Origin of the sequence: Flavobacterium sp. Root901 (assembly GCF_001429765.1) — a bacterium.
In the GTDB taxonomy this organism is placed as follows: Bacteria; Bacteroidota; Bacteroidia; order Flavobacteriales; family Flavobacteriaceae; genus Flavobacterium.
In genome coordinates this window covers 397,588-411,755 of the sequence record NZ_LMJB01000007.1, presented here as the reverse complement: position 1 = coordinate 411,755, position 14,168 = coordinate 397,588, and the positions used below count along the sequence as shown (strand labels likewise).

Below are 14,168 nucleotides of genomic sequence, written 5' to 3'. Positions count from 1 at the left end.
TTATGATACTGAGAAAAAAACTTTGTACTTAGCACTTAGAGTCTTAGAATCTCAGAGCCTTAGAATCTTAGCACTTTAGAGTCTCAGAACCTTAGTACCTCAGAATCTTAGTATCTCAGAATTTCAACGCCCAAACCGATAGTACTCCAGATCTTGATTTTTTTTATTTTTTATGGAATCCACTATGGAGTTCATTGCCATAACGCTGAAAGTTATGCCGTTTCCTCCAAAGCCTAAAACATAATGCTCATTTTTTTTGGGATTTGGTTTTCCAAAATAGGGAAGTCCGTCTTTTGTCTCTCCAAAAGTTCCGGCCCAGGAATAATCTAATTTGAAGTTTATGCTGGGAAATCTTCTTTTAAACTGGCGCATTAAAGATGCTTCTTTTTTAGGGATTAATTTATCTCTTTTCTTAGCATCTATAAAATCTTCATCACCTCCGCCCATAATAATTCGGTTATCTGTCGTGGCGCGATAATAATAGTAAGGAGAAGAAGTATCCCACATAACAGCATTTTTTAAAATTACAGGTATTTCAGGAATACTTTCAGATGCAATTGCATAAGTACTTTTTAAGTCCACAATTTTTTCCTGAACAGTTTCTACGCTTTCATAACCACTGCAATGTACTATATGATCGGCCGTTATGGTAAATTTATTTTCAGTATGGGCAATGCATTTTCCTTTTTGATTTTCAACAGATGTAATGTTGGTTCTGTCAAAAATCTGCATGCCGTTTTCGTGACAGTATTTTAATAAATCGCCTGCCAGTCTAAACGGATCCATTACAGCTGCTGTTTTAGATTCGATTGCAGCAATGGCGTTTAGTCCCATTTTTTCCAAATCGTATTTATTGAGCCAGGTTACATCAAAATCATGCTGTTTTCTGGTTTTAAATTCGTTCTTTAAAAACGGAATATCTTTTTTATAATTTGTAAAATAAATGCTTTTTTTAAATTCAAATCCACAGTCACTTTCTACTGTATCAATAATATTTCTGATGTCAAAAATTGCTTTTTTACCGTTTCTATAACTGTCAACGGCACATTTTTCTCCTCTAAGTTTTATTAGTTCATGGAGCGGCACATCAATTTCATATTGAAGTAAAGCGGTACTTGCGGCAGTACTTCCGTTGCATACGTCCCGTCTGTCAACGAGTACTATTTTTTTTCCTTGTGTAATTAATTTAAAAGCCATTAAAGCGCCTGTTATTCCTCCGCCAATAATTAAAATTTCAGTTTTAATATCAGCATCAATAGATGGATAACTGGTATTCATGGCACTGATCAATGGCCAGAAAGTTTCTGTAGAGCGTAATTTCATTTTTTACCTGTATTTCGTTCTGCACGATGTTTGTTTCTATTTTTATCTTTATACTCATGCTGTGAGTGTGCTTCGGCAACAGAATGAGAAGTTCGTATGGTTTCATCTTTTTTAGCGAGTTCTGCTAAGTGATGATAGTATTTTTGAACAATAATCATTTCTTCTTCAGTCATGTTTTCAATATCAACAAGACTGTTGCTGGAGAGCTCGTTTGAAGCAACCAGCTCGTTTAGTTTTAATTGTATTGCCAGTGAATCTTTATTTTGGGCTTTCTGAATTAAAAACACCATTAAAAAAGTAATAATGGTTGTTCCGGTATTAATAACCAATTGCCAGGTTTCAGAATAATCGAAAATTGGCCCTGAAACTGCCCATGCCACCACAATTGCAAAAGCACCTATAAAAGCTGTAGTACTTCCTGCGGCTTTTGAAACTTTTGAAGCAAATCTTTCAAATGCACTTCCGCCATTTTGTTTTTTCTTTTTCATTGCAGTATAAATTAGGATTTCTTCTTTTCTTCTTTTTTCTTTTCTACTTTTTCTTTTTTTATGACTTTATTGTTTTTCTCATCATAAACGGCGTCTTCAATTTTTTGACCGGTTTTACTGAAAATTTTAATTTTCGGGTCTTCGTGCGTTCCGGTTATTACAATTGGAAAACCAATGATTCCGCCCGGAGGAAGCCCAAGACGCATACGTAAATCCAATAAGCCGTCAAAACTGGTTGTGCCTTTTATTGTGGGTTTAAAACTTGCTACGCTAAAAGTAAATGGCTGAATGTGAATTAAATTATTATCTATATTCGATTTAATTTCAATTCCTTCCATTTTAGGATCATCAAGACCTTTTTGTCCGGTATGGGAGCTTACGCTTTCAAATAATTTTAGGCCTTTAACTTTTACATCACGAAGGTTAATTGTCCCGTCTCCTTCAAGTGATTCGTAAATTGGCCCCATATTTCCATTTAAATCACCTTTTATTTTGTAATCAACACCAATAATTCCTTCTGCTTTTTCTGCTGCCGTAACCATATCATGAAACATCGGGATTTCTTTATACGCACGCTGTACGCTGAAATCTTTAGCTGTAAAGTGAGCATCAAAATGCGCAGATGTCGGAGATTCATCTTTATAAGTGGCATCAATTCCTAGGATGCAGTCAATTATATTAAATGTGGTATTTTCTAAATAGAAACCGCCTTTTGCAATTCCGATTTTTCCTGAAAGTTTGTTTAAGTTTAATCCGTTATATTGTACTTTATCTGCATTTGCGTTAAGCGAAACATTTAAATTTTTAGGAACCATCACAACTCCGCTCATTTTTGGATGATCTTCTTTGGCATATTCCACTTCCAGTTTTCGGTCTTTATTTTCACCTTTTTCAAGCGCCATAAATTCATCTACATTAATCAGTTTAGATTTCATGTTGAAATTTCCGCTAAGTGTTCCGTGTGATTCCAGAAAATAATTGATTGTATTTAAAAGATAGCCGTTAATATCAAAATCTGATTTTCCATAAGAAGCATAAAATTTTTCAAACCACATTTTTTCATTCTGAAAACGGAAATTTCCCTGTTTGATAAAAAATGATTTCGGAAATAATTCTGAAGTGGCTTTAATGTTTTTCAGCAGAATTGTACCGCGATTATCAAGTTTATTATACTGTCCGTTTGCAGCATAGCTTTGTTTTCCTTTCAGGGACAAATCGGCTTTTGCGTATCCGGTGATATCAAGGCCTTTTTGAGAAAAAACCTGATAAATTCTGCCCACATTAAGTTCGCCTTTAATCTTTGCATTGTAAGACAGATCATTAAAATCAGATAAAGCAGCATTTATGTACATTGGATTTCCTTCAAAAACAAAAGATGCAGGCGCAACAGCCACAATTAAATCCTCATAAGTTCCGGCTTTGTTCAGCACATTGGCGATAAAAGTAATATCTGTAATCGGGTTAGGGTAGTAATCTGTTTTCAGCGATCCGTTTCTAAGCGAAATACCGCCAATTGTTTTAGGAAACAATTTTTTTGAAGTGCTGAAAATTCCTTTTGCCTGAATATTAGTTTTTAAAATTCCTTTTAAATCGATTTTTTCCAGCCCTATTGCAGCATCAACAACAGCAAGATCTAAAGCGCCTTTTACACTGGCGTCAATCGTCATTTCACTTAAACCTTTACTATGCAGATAAGCGTTGAAATAATCTTTTTCGCCAACTTTAAATCGCATTGTTCTCAGGTTTACCAATAATTGTTCTGTATCAAGCGACGGAAGGATTGCATTTAAATCCATTTGAAAATCGGTTAAAGGAACCGGTGCGTTTTGGTAATTAATTGCGCCGTCTTTAACTTTTAAATTGAAAGCCAAATTTGGTTTTTGCTTTTTGGAGACATTATAATCTCCTTTAAAAGAAAGAACTAAATCACTTTTTCCGGAAATTTCCGTTTCATCAAGCCACGTTAAATATTCCGGCGGCATAACAGAAAGTAAATCTTTAACGGTTGTATTTTGTGAAGCAGCTTTGATATTAATCTTGTAACCGTCTCTTAAAATAGTAAATAAACCGGTAAATTTTAAAGGAAGTTTATTGATCTGCAATTCATTTTTTTGAAGAATGAAAGAAAGTGCATGGGTGTTGATTCTGGTAATCAAATCGGCACGAAGGGCTTTTTTTCTAAGATATGCTGTTCTGTTATAATAAAAATCTACCGTATCAATTCTGGCATCTGTATTCAGGTCAAAAATATCATCGCTAAGATTTCCTTTTCCAACATAATTAAAACCTTTTGCATCGACTAAAATCTTAGCCGAACGGTCATTGTATTTAACATGGCAATTTTCAAGATCGATTTGTTCCAGTTTTATTGCTGTACCTTCTTCTGGTGCATTAGGATCTTTTTTTTCGTCTTTTCGATCTTCCGGTGCGATATAAATATTGTAATTGGCCTGTCCTTTTTCGTTTACCATTACATTTATTAAAGCATCTGAAACGTATAATTTATTGATTTTGACTTCGCTGTCAAAAATCAGTCTTTTTAAATTTATTCCAAAAGCAACCTGCTCGGCCTTTAACAAAGTATCGTTGCTAAAAGGTTTAGAACCAGTCATGGACAAATCATCAAGCGAAACAGTAAGAGAAGGAAAATGGGTAAAAAATGAAAGTCTGGACTTCGAAAAATCTAATTTGGTGTCCAGACGTTCGTTTGCAATTTTTTTAACTTCTGAAGCGACTTTTCCGGGAAATAGTAGCGGAATCAAAAAAAGTAACAGCAGGATTCCTGCTATTACAATTCCTGTCCATTTTAGTATTTTAAGGCTTATATTTTTAAATGAAGTTTTCATGGCGCAGCGTTACATTATTTCTTGTCAGCTTCTTTTTTGGCATCTTCAGCTTTTTGCTTTTCTTTTTCTTCTTTAGCTTTTTCCTGTTTTTCTTTTTCTTCTTTGGCTTTGGCCTCTTTTTCTTTAGCGGCTTTTTCCTGCTGTTCTTCTTTTTTCTCTTTTAGCTCTTCCTTCTTTTTCTCTTTTTCCTTTTCTTTTTTCTTAAAATAACCTCTGAAAAGGAAATTGCTTTTTGCTGCTTCCATGTTTTCACTGAAACCTTTTGTTCCTGTTTCCAGGTTCGAAAGTGTATTCGAAACGCTGTTCGCCATTTTATCGTCGCGTACTAATCGTGCCAAGGCTCCGTTTCCGTTATTCATACTGTGGCTGAAAATAGCCAGCTCTTCAGAAATTACGCCGACATTATCAACACTTTTCTTGACACTTTTCATGATATCGTTCATTTCTATTCCGTTGATAGAAGCGATGGCGCCGTTGTCCTCAATTACTTTTGTAGATTTTACGCCGGGTGTAATAGTCAGTACTTTATCTCCCATTAATCCGTCAGAGCCAATGCTGGCGCGGGCATCTGTTTTAATGAATTCGCGTACTTCATCTTTTATCACCATCGATACCACTACAGAAGAATCATTTATTAACCTGATTTCTTCAACTGTACCAATATTGATACCTGAAAAACGGACATTGTTTCCAACTTCTAAACCACTGACCGTTTTAAATTTTGAGGTAATGTGAAATGTCGAACCAAATAAGTTTTTTTGTTTTCCGATAAAATAAACGGCTATTATAAAAAGCAGCAGCCCAATTGTTACAAACATTCCTAATTTCCAAGTATATCCAGATTGCTTCTCCATGATTTCTAATATTTTATTTTGCTTTATTCAAAAAATGAGCGTACCCATTCGTCTTCGTCTTTTTCTAATTCTTCGTATGTTCCTTCAGCGTGAATTACGCCGTCTTTTAAAACCATGATCCTGTCTGCCGTCATTTTGGCGCAGGCCATATCATGAGTAATAATGATCGATGATGTTTTTTGTTTGTTTTTTATATCAAGAATTAATTCACTGATTTCTCTCGAAGTAATCGTATCCAATCCTGTTGTGGGTTCGTCATATAAAATGATTTCCGGTTTCAATATTAAGGTTCTGGCTAAGCCGATTCTCTTTCTCATACCTCCGGATAACTCAGATGGCATTTTGTCTATTGCATCGGCAAGACCAACACTTTCAAGTGCTTCGACCACTTCTGTCTGAACTTCTTCTTCACTTAACTCCCTCTTGTGTGCTTTTAATGTAAAAGCTAGGTTTTCTCTAACAGACATTGAATCGTATAACGCCCCGCTTTGAAATAAAAAACCAATTTTGACTCTTATCTCGTTTAATTGATTTTTTGGTAGATTCAGTACATTTTCTCCAAAAACAGTTATTTCACCCTGATCCGGTTCAATTAACCCGACAATGCATTTTATCGTTACTGATTTTCCAGAACCGGAACGGCCTAAAATCACTAAATCTTCTCCTTTATTTACGCTTAGGTTAACGCCCTTTAAAACCTCATTATCTTTACCAAAAGTTTTGCGCAGGTCCTTAATCTCAATGATTGGAGTCTTTTTTGTATCTTTTGATTTTGGTTCGGTATTTTTGTCTTCTTTAATCATTTTAAATAAATTAAATCGGTTAATTGTACTGCGACCATATCGATAATAAATATGCTTAAAGAGGCTGTAACTACTGCTGAGTTTGCAGCTCGTCCTACACTTTCTGTTCCGTTTGCGGCATTGAATCCTTTATAGCATCCAATCATTCCAATGAAATAACCAAAGAAGAAAGTTTTGATCGTTGCCGGAATAAGATCTGAAAATTCCAGAGACTGAATAATCTGGTTTAAATAACGGTAGAAATTAACATCTCCATGAATATTTATGCCAACATACCCGCCAACAATTCCAATAGCATCTGCAAAGAATACTAAAATAGGAACCATTAAGGTGCAGGCTAATATTCTGGTTACGACTAAATAATTATAAGGATTGATGGCAGAAACTTCCATAGCGTCGATTTGCTCTGTCACTTTCATGGAACCTAATTCGGCACCAATTCCTGATGAAATTTTTCCGGCACAAATTAATGCCGTAATAACGGGAGCGATCTCTCTAATTAAAGAAAGTGCCACCATTCCGGGAAGCCAGCTTTCTGCACCAAATTTTACCAAAGTTGGTCTTGACTGAAGTGTAAGTACCAATCCCATGATAAAACCTGTAATAGCGACCAAGGGCAGTGATTTGTATCCAATGATGTAACATTGTTTCAAAAACTCTTTTACCTCATAAGGAGGAACAAAGACTTCCTTAAAAAACCTCTTGGCAAACAGTGCTGCATCTCCAATTTGTGCGAATGTATTTTTAATGGTGAGAATCAAAATGTTTTCGTTTTTAGGTTAGGTGTAATTTGAAAATCAATTATTTAACAATTGATGTCAGTTTTTAAATTATAACTGAAAGTTACTTCTATACTTGTTAAAATACTTTACAGAACTTTTTTTGAGCCTTATATAATTTTCATAAAAGCACAATATAATTTTAACATTGACGTTAGGCTTTTCCCTACACAAAAAAATCCCTTTTCATTGCGAAAAGGGATTTTGAAAAACAGCTCAATTATGGCGCTTTATTCTTTATTTTTTTACTCTTTAAATTTTTTAAAAATCGAGCTTGCAACATGACCTCCAAAACCAAAAGTATTGCTCATGGCATAGTTAACAATTCTCGATTGGGCTTTTTCAAGTGTTAGGTTAAATTTATCTGCAAATTCAGGTTCGACTGTTTTAGTGTTTATTGTTGGCGGGACTATATTTTCCTGTACCGCTTTTATACACGCAATGGCTTCTATGGCTCCGGCACCCCCGAGTAAATGTCCGGTCATTGATTTTGTAGAACTGATATTGGCATTTGAATGCGGACCAAAAACTTTTTCCATTGCCTTAAGTTCGCTTAAATCGCCAGTTGGAGTAGAAGTGGCGTGCGCATTGATATAGTCAATTTTATCTGGTGTAATTTCAGCTTCTTCAAGAGCAAGTTCCATTCCTAAAACTGCACCTTCGCCTTCCGGATGTGTCCCTGTTAAATGATAAGCATCTGCAGCTAATCCTCCGCCTACAATTTCAGCCAATATTACAGCATTTCTTTTTACAGCATGCTCATAGCTTTCTAATATAATAACACCGGCACCTTCGCCCAAAACAAATCCGTCTCTTGTAATATCAAAAGGACGTGAAGCCGTACTGTAATCATCATTTGATGTAGAAAGTGCTTTTGACGCATTGAAACCGCCAATTGAAGATTCTGTAACAGAAGCCTCAGAACCACCGCTGATGATCATATCTGCTTTGCCCCAGCGAATGTAATTAAAAGCATCAATTATAGCTGTATTACTGGCAGAACAGGCCGCAGCAGTAGTATAATTTATTCCGCGGAGTCCATATCTGATTGAAATAACACCCGAAGCTATATTTACAATTCTCTTCGGAATAAAAAACGGACTAAATCTTGGTGTCCCATTTCCTGCTTTGTATTCTCCAATTTGCTCTTCAAAAGTTGAAATACCGCCGTCACCGCATCCCCAAATAACTCCAATTCGGTTTTTGTTTAAAGTATCAAAATCAATATTGGCATTTTTTACCGCTTCGTCAGCTGCATGCACCGCATATTGCGTAAAGAGATCATATTTTCTGATTTCATTTTTCTCAAAAAGAAATCCGGCATCGAAATTTTTAACTTCACAGGCAAATTTGGTTTTGAATTCTGAGGTATCAAATCTCGTTATTGGTCCAGCCCCGCTGATTCCGCTGATTAAAGAATTCCAGTATTCTGCAACACTATTTCCAATAGGAGTTACTGCTCCTAAACCTGTAATTACAACTCTTTTCATTATTTTTTGGGTCTTAATTCTGTTAATATTGTTTCTCTTACCAATTCAAAATCATCGTCTTTCGTAAGGCGCGACAGTTGTACAATAGCAATTAGATTGGTAATAATCATGATTGCTTTTGTTCTTGGCAGCATATCAAATTCAAATATGTTTTGGTTTTTTCCTTCTGTCAATACTTCTGTAAGCCATTCCAGTACCAATTTGGCAAATATTTTTAGCTCGTCTTTTATAGATTCGTCCAGTGTATTTAAATCTGTAGCCAATGATCCAACAATGCATACTTTATTGTCCATTTTAATTTGTGCCTGAACAGCGACAAAAGCTTCCAGTTTTATTAGGGGAGACTTGTTGGCAACTTTTTCTTTCAAGGCTTCATATCTGGCAATATGTTCTTTGATTGTGGCAACTCCTAGTTCTGATTTTGTGGGAAAATGGTAATGTATTGACGCGGTTTTAATGCCAATATCATTTGAAATATCTTTAAAACTAAAAGCATTGTAGCCTTTATTTCGAATATACTGATCTGCTTTTTCTATAATATTTTCGCGTGTTGTCATGGCAGTATTTTTTTTTAGCAAAGATACTACCTATTAGTAGATAGGCAAATTATTTTTATATTTTTTTAGCAAACTATTTTTCATTTAACGAATAACCAAATGTCTTAAAACAAAAAATCCCTTTCATTAAGAAAGGGATTTTCTGGGTTTAATAGAATTTTGGTCAGTCTATTGCTTTTAAAAATGAATTTATACTATGAGTTTATGGCTACTCCGGTTCTAGACTTCATCAAAGGAATAACTTTCGTATCTGAAAGGGCAAATTTTTCCATTAATAATCTGGCAGTTAAGTAACAAACCGTTGACTCTGCACCCTGATTTAAATTTACATTTTCTTTTTCAAGTCCGTCATAACCACCTCCGCTTACCGGATTGTACATGATTTGATTTAAGTGGTTTTTTCCTAAGAACCAATTAAATGCAGTTTTCATTTTTTGTTTATATTCCGGATTTTTAAACGCGGTGTAAAACGCATTTAAAGTCTGAATTGTATACGTAACATCAATTGGCTGCTCTCCGTATTGCTGCGGCTCTGAACCTTTGTGATACCAGCTTTGATTTGAAATTGCTTTGAAATTACCATCAACAAATGTTTTAGACAATAAGAAATCCAGTGAATCTAAAGCTACTTTTTTGTAAACCGGTTTGTTTGTAATTAAATACGCGTATAACATTGATTCTGGCAGAATTCCGTTTCCGTAAGTTAAATAATTTTCAAACCACTGCCAGTCTTCTGTAGCTGTATCTTCGTAATTGGCCAGTAACTTAGCATTTAGTTTATTGATGATAGCGGCCACATATAAATTTGGAATTGCATTGTGATATAAATACAAGCCTTTTGTAGCAAAACCAATAGAACGTGGAGACTGAATGTTTTCTGCCCATTTAAGTGAGTTAAGGAAACATTTTGCCGCTTTTTTAGATATATTTTCCGGAAGGATATCAGCATTTGAAACTACAGTTCCCAGTGCCCAAAGTGCTCTTGCATTTGAATCTTCAAGATTAACTTCGGCATTTTGCTCTATGTGTTCACGGTTTTCCTGATCGACATAATTGATAAAATCTCCTTTTGGTTTCTGGCATCTTTCGATGAAATCCAGATAAATTAAAATATATGGAAGATCGTCTTTGTCTCTTGTTAATTTGTAATGCATACAGAACGCAATCAGCGCACGGGCATTATCATCTAAAGTATAACCTGAATCAAGATCCGGAACTGAAATTTTACTGAATTGAATAATTCCTAAATCGGTAGTTAATCTTTTAATATGTCGTAATTGAATGTCTGGGTAATTGTATTTAATATCAGATGGATTTTCAATTAATTTTTTATAAGTATCCATGTGTGCTAATGCTGCATTTTCCCAGGAAGAGGCTCTCATTTTAGTAAAAGCATTGATTCCCATTTCGTTTCTTAAATTTTCATCAGCAATTAGTTTTAATGTTTCTTCTGCAAATTGATCTACATTCCCAATGTCAACCAAAACACCGCAATCTGCAGTTAAAACTTCTTTTGTATGAGGGATTTTTGAAGCAACCATTGGACAAGCACAGCTCATTGCATAAGCAAATGTACCGCTTACTGCCTGGTTTGGATCTTTTGATGTAAATAAGTAAATATCAGTTGCTTTAAGGTATTCTAAAAGTTCGTCTGTATCTAAATATTGATTAATGAAACGAACATTATTTCGTAAATTCAATTCGTCTACCAGCGCTTCAAGTTTATCACGGTAAGTATCAACACCGTCTTTAATTAAATTTGGATGTGTTTTTCCAATAATTAAATATAAAACGTCCGGTTCTTTTTCAACGATTTTTGCCAAAGCCTGTAATCCGGTTTCAATATTTTTCCCTTCGCCTAAAAGTCCGAAAGTAGATAGTACGATTTTGTTTTTAATATTAAATTTAGCTTTTGCCTGTTCCGGAGCTTCATAAATTACAATATGTGTTCCGTGTTGTACAGTTGTAATGATTTCTTCTTCAACATCATAATCTCTAATCAAAATTTCTTTTGACTGGTTTGTCATTACAAAAACAGAATTGCTGTAGCTTAAAAGCAATTGTACAAAAGTTTTTAATTCATTATTCGGATTTGGAATAACACTGTGAAAAGTATAAGTAACCGGTTTTTTTATTGCATTTAAAAAATCCAGTAAATGGTCACCATAATTACCTCCAAATAAACCAAATTCATGTTGAATATGAACTAATTTTACATTTTTATCTTCATTGATTTCTTCGGCAACTTTTGCGTATTCTTCCTTTTCCTTTGTATTTAAAGTATAGGCCTGTGTTGAATTTGGTGTTGGTTTGTCTACCAATTCACAAATTTCACAAGTAATAGATTTACCAAAAACATCGGTAATTCCTTTAATTGTATCCTGAGTATAAGTTGCAATTCCGCATTGTGTTGGAGGAAATGTAGATAGAAAAACTATTTTTGATTTATTTGATATCGTCTTCATTGGGATTCTGTTTTAGCTCTGTTAATAAGTCGTTTAGGTTCAAATAGGCCACCGCAATTTTGTCATCAGCGGCACCGTAATAAATATATAACTGGTCATCAAAAATGGCTGTCCCTGTAGGGAACACCACATAATTTACATAACCGTGTTTTTCATAATGTTCAGATGGCGTAATAATTGGTTTTGTCAATCGTGCAATTACTCTGCTCGGATCATTAAGGTCCAGTAAAGCAGCGCACGCATGATATACAAGTCCTTTTTCACGTTTTTCGGCAGCATGATAAATCAGCAGCCATCCATCTTTTGTTTCTATAGGCGGAGCGCCCGGGCCAATATGGCTTGTTTCATGATCATATTTTGGCTCCATTATAATATGATCGGGTAGATTTTTAAGATAATCTTTCCAAAAGTCTACCGTTAAATCTTTTTTCTTTTCAAACGAAACTATTTGAATCGATGGAAAAAACCGGTGTAAAGCCACAAATTTTCCATTTATTTTTTTTGGAAAAAGAACAACGTTTTTGTCCCATACAAATAAATTTTCCTTCATCGTTTCGCTTAAAGGATAATTCCTCGCGGTGTTAAAAGCTAGTATTTTGGCAACACTAGGATTTTGTAAATGATTGCGGATCAAATTTGTAAATTCATGCAAAATGAATTTTGGTGTAATAATTCCTTTCTTTTTAAATGAAATTAAATCTTTTGATGTTGCCACAGCGCCGCATGCATTTAAACCGTCGTATGTTACGTAAGTCATATAATAGGTGTCGTCGATTTTAGTAATTCTCGGATCTTCGACACCATGAATCTCATAAATATATTCCGGTACAAAAAAAGGTTCGTTTTTACGTTCTGCCAAAGTTGTGGGACCATCAAAACGGCAATAGCCAATTGTTGAAAAATTTCCCCTTTTTGCTGCCCTGTAAAACATATGAATCGTATTGCCATCTTGAAATACAGCCGGATTTAAAACACCTAATTCTTCGAAAGACTTGTCTGTTTTTTCTAAAATTACACCAAGCTTTGTTGCCGTGATGTTTTGAAGTGCAGTTAATTCCATACGTGCTTTTAATTTTGATTAAAATTACCTTGGGAACAGAGCGGCGATTAACTCAATCGATCAAAAAATTAACTCTAAAGCATTTAGGTGGGAATTGTATAACGATGAAATTGAAATTCTAAAACAACTCGATAAATTTATGATTTTTAGTCGATTGTGCTAAAAAAATGCACCATATGAGTTAATGCTTTTTGTAAGATAACAGGAACTTTGAGATACAAACAAATCAGACTTTTAAAAAGTCATATTTTCTAACTTAAATTATATAGTTATGTTACGTTGGACAGTCACATTTATTATTTTGGCTATAATAGCCGGAATATTTGGTTTTGGAGGAATTGCTGCCGGAGCCGCCAGTATCGCAAAAGTTTTATTCTTTATATTCTTAGTCTTATTTATTATCTCATTAATAAGCGGAAGAACAAGAGTTTAAATTTTTAGTTTATTCCAAAAAAAGCGAAATCAGCACAATTGTTGATTTCGCTTTTTTTTTGTTTCAGATTTACATTTAACAACTATAAAGGCTTATGATAAAACTTTTTAGTTACAAAAGCAATGGGCAGACCAACACACAATACTAAGATTAAAACTGAAATCAGGAACGGAAGGTCAAATTCTCTGGCAGGAAGTTTTGTAAAAACGAGAGGAAGTACCAGAAGGTTCATCACGATCCATATAAAAATGCCGTAAATAAATCCGGAGAGTAAAATATTCTTTTTTAAAAGCGGTACATGAGGATATATTTGAGAATAAAAGTAGGCAAAAGCCAACGCAATACAATAATGCAAAAGTAAACCATAAAATGCCATTTGTGCACCGCCTGTGTAAGCATGCTCTTTAAAAACACCACTTGCAATAGACTGCAGGATTTTTTCGGCGGTTGTTTTATGCAATATGACGGAGTAAACTAAAATTGCGGCCAGAATATCTAAAGTCCCTGCCAGCAGACCAGAATATAAAATCGTTTTAGATTGAGATCTCATTTTTAAAGTTTAGTTATATATTGAAAAATAGTATTCAGCTGATGGGTATGCCTTTGGGTGTGAACCAATGCAAAATCAATCCACTCGTACATAGTAAACTTTTCAAAACCCGGAACCTCAAAATCTAAACAGGTTAAGGTTAAATCATATTTTTCGGCACAATCTAATAATTCAGATTCTATTTTCAGCAGTTCGAGACTAAGTTCATTCTTGCTGTATTCTTTTTTGGCCGGGATAAGAAATATAGGAGAATCCATTTTAATACTGAAGTTTAAAAACAAACCCTCAATGTCCTTAATTTTTTCATCTGGTTTTCGGGTTGTTTTTTCTGTGTTTCCAGAGAATAACTGAGGAAATCCGGAACAGGCAAGAATAATATGCTGCACCACCTGACCGGACGTCCAGCTTCTCTGAAAAGGAATCTGATTTATTTCATTTTCAGAAAATTTCGAAAAAACTTCATTTAATTTTTTGAATGTTTCAACAATATCTTTTTGTACATCTGAATTCATATTATTGA

At 34.5% G+C, this 14,168-nt stretch carries 13 protein-coding genes; 1 reads left to right on the top strand and 12 read right to left on the bottom strand.

The genetic code is table 11. The annotated features are described in order from the left end of the window. Positions 1–123 precede the first annotated feature (123 nt). The 10 genes from ASE21_RS15015 to ASE21_RS14970 all read right to left on the bottom strand — a co-directional run bounded on the left by ASE21_RS15015 (position 124) and on the right by ASE21_RS14970 (position 12,665). Positions 124–1,323, bottom strand: a complete 1,200-nt coding sequence (locus tag ASE21_RS15015) for an NAD(P)/FAD-dependent oxidoreductase (protein ID WP_057123502.1) — start codon at positions 1,321–1,323, stop codon at positions 124–126. Next, entirely contained in the window at positions 1,320–1,811 is a 492-nt protein-coding gene (locus ASE21_RS15010; protein WP_057123501.1) for a low affinity iron permease family protein, read from the bottom strand. Before ASE21_RS15010 ends, ASE21_RS15015 begins: the two co-directional genes overlap by 4 nt. Before the next feature lie 11 nt (positions 1,812–1,822). Further along, positions 1,823–4,657, bottom strand: coding sequence for an AsmA family protein (locus ASE21_RS15005; RefSeq protein ID WP_057123500.1), 2,835 nt, complete (start codon positions 4,655–4,657; stop codon positions 1,823–1,825). Between the two features lie 14 nt (positions 4,658–4,671). Continuing rightward, the gene (locus ASE21_RS15000; protein ID WP_057123499.1) at positions 4,672–5,511 is read right to left on the bottom strand and encodes an MlaD family protein; all 840 of its coding nucleotides are present in this window, start codon (positions 5,509–5,511) and stop codon (positions 4,672–4,674) included. Between the two features lie 23 nt (positions 5,512–5,534). Further along, positions 5,535–6,314, bottom strand: coding sequence for an ABC transporter ATP-binding protein (locus tag ASE21_RS14995; RefSeq protein ID WP_057123498.1), 780 nt, complete (start codon positions 6,312–6,314; stop codon positions 5,535–5,537). After that, positions 6,311–7,075, bottom strand: coding sequence for an MlaE family ABC transporter permease (locus tag ASE21_RS14990; RefSeq protein WP_057123497.1), 765 nt, complete (start codon positions 7,073–7,075; stop codon positions 6,311–6,313). Before ASE21_RS14990 ends, ASE21_RS14995 begins: the two co-directional genes overlap by 4 nt. 263 nt (positions 7,076–7,338) lie before the next feature. Further along, positions 7,339–8,583: a beta-ketoacyl-ACP synthase II gene (gene fabF, locus ASE21_RS14985; protein ID WP_057123496.1), complete on the bottom strand. Its 1,245-nt coding sequence runs from the start codon at positions 8,581–8,583 to the stop codon at positions 7,339–7,341. After that, positions 8,583–9,140 (bottom strand): TetR/AcrR family transcriptional regulator, encoded by a 558-nt coding sequence (locus tag ASE21_RS14980; RefSeq protein WP_057123495.1) that lies wholly within the window; start codon positions 9,138–9,140, stop codon positions 8,583–8,585. The genes fabF and ASE21_RS14980 overlap by 1 nt, the downstream gene beginning before the upstream one ends. Positions 9,141–9,334: 194 nt before the next feature. Next, positions 9,335–11,605 carry a glycosyltransferase gene (locus tag ASE21_RS14975; RefSeq protein ID WP_057123494.1) on the bottom strand — a complete coding sequence of 757 codons (2,271 nt, stop codon included), beginning with the start codon at positions 11,603–11,605 and terminating at the stop codon, positions 9,335–9,337. Beyond that, complete coding sequence (locus tag ASE21_RS14970; RefSeq protein WP_057123493.1) at positions 11,586–12,665, bottom strand: pesticidal protein Cry7Aa; 1,080 nt, start codon at positions 12,663–12,665, stop codon at positions 11,586–11,588. Before ASE21_RS14970 ends, ASE21_RS14975 begins: the two co-directional genes overlap by 20 nt. A gap of 271 nt (positions 12,666–12,936) precedes the next feature. Between ASE21_RS14970 and ASE21_RS21610 the strand changes: the two genes are divergently transcribed. Then, positions 12,937–13,098: a DUF1328 family protein gene (locus ASE21_RS21610; protein ID WP_082603485.1), complete on the top strand. Its 162-nt coding sequence runs from the start codon at positions 12,937–12,939 to the stop codon at positions 13,096–13,098. An 82-nt stretch (positions 13,099–13,180) separates the two neighbouring features. Here the strand turns inward: ASE21_RS21610 and ASE21_RS14965 are convergent, their stop codons facing one another. Together ASE21_RS14965 and ASE21_RS14960 are read right to left on the bottom strand one after the other, a co-directional pair. Then, the gene (locus ASE21_RS14965) at positions 13,181–13,648 is read right to left on the bottom strand and encodes a hypothetical protein (protein ID WP_057123492.1); all 468 of its coding nucleotides are present in this window, start codon (positions 13,646–13,648) and stop codon (positions 13,181–13,183) included. A 2-nt stretch (positions 13,649–13,650) separates the two neighbouring features. Continuing rightward, the gene (locus tag ASE21_RS14960; protein ID WP_057123491.1) at positions 13,651–14,160 is read right to left on the bottom strand and encodes a DinB family protein; all 510 of its coding nucleotides are present in this window, start codon (positions 14,158–14,160) and stop codon (positions 13,651–13,653) included. Positions 14,161–14,168 lie beyond the last annotated feature (8 nt).

What these genes read in the sequence shown, in the direction of transcription:
- ASE21_RS14995 (WP_057123498.1), bottom strand. Translation starts at nt 6,314, where the DNA reads ATGATTAAAGAAGACAAAAATACCGAACCAAAATCAAAAGATACAAAA.
- ASE21_RS15000 (WP_057123499.1), bottom strand. Translation starts at nt 5,511, where the DNA reads ATGGAGAAGCAATCTGGATATACTTGGAAATTAGGAATGTTTGTAACA.
- fabF (WP_057123496.1), bottom strand. Translation starts at nt 8,583, where the DNA reads ATGAAAAGAGTTGTAATTACAGGTTTAGGAGCAGTAACTCCTATTGGA.
- ASE21_RS14975 (WP_057123494.1), bottom strand. Translation starts at nt 11,605, where the DNA reads ATGAAGACGATATCAAATAAATCAAAAATAGTTTTTCTATCTACATTT.
- ASE21_RS15005 (WP_057123500.1), bottom strand. Translation starts at nt 4,657, where the DNA reads ATGAAAACTTCATTTAAAAATATAAGCCTTAAAATACTAAAATGGACA.
- ASE21_RS15010 (WP_057123501.1), bottom strand. Translation starts at nt 1,811, where the DNA reads ATGAAAAAGAAAAAACAAAATGGCGGAAGTGCATTTGAAAGATTTGCT.
- ASE21_RS15015 (WP_057123502.1), bottom strand. Translation starts at nt 1,323, where the DNA reads ATGAAATTACGCTCTACAGAAACTTTCTGGCCATTGATCAGTGCCATG.
- ASE21_RS14960 (WP_057123491.1), bottom strand. Translation starts at nt 14,160, where the DNA reads ATGAATTCAGATGTACAAAAAGATATTGTTGAAACATTCAAAAAATTA.
- ASE21_RS21610 (WP_082603485.1), top strand. Translation starts at nt 12,937, where the DNA reads ATGTTACGTTGGACAGTCACATTTATTATTTTGGCTATAATAGCCGGA.
- ASE21_RS14980 (WP_057123495.1), bottom strand. Translation starts at nt 9,140, where the DNA reads ATGACAACACGCGAAAATATTATAGAAAAAGCAGATCAGTATATTCGA.
- ASE21_RS14965 (WP_057123492.1), bottom strand. Translation starts at nt 13,648, where the DNA reads ATGAGATCTCAATCTAAAACGATTTTATATTCTGGTCTGCTGGCAGGG.
- ASE21_RS14970 (WP_057123493.1), bottom strand. Translation starts at nt 12,665, where the DNA reads ATGGAATTAACTGCACTTCAAAACATCACGGCAACAAAGCTTGGTGTA.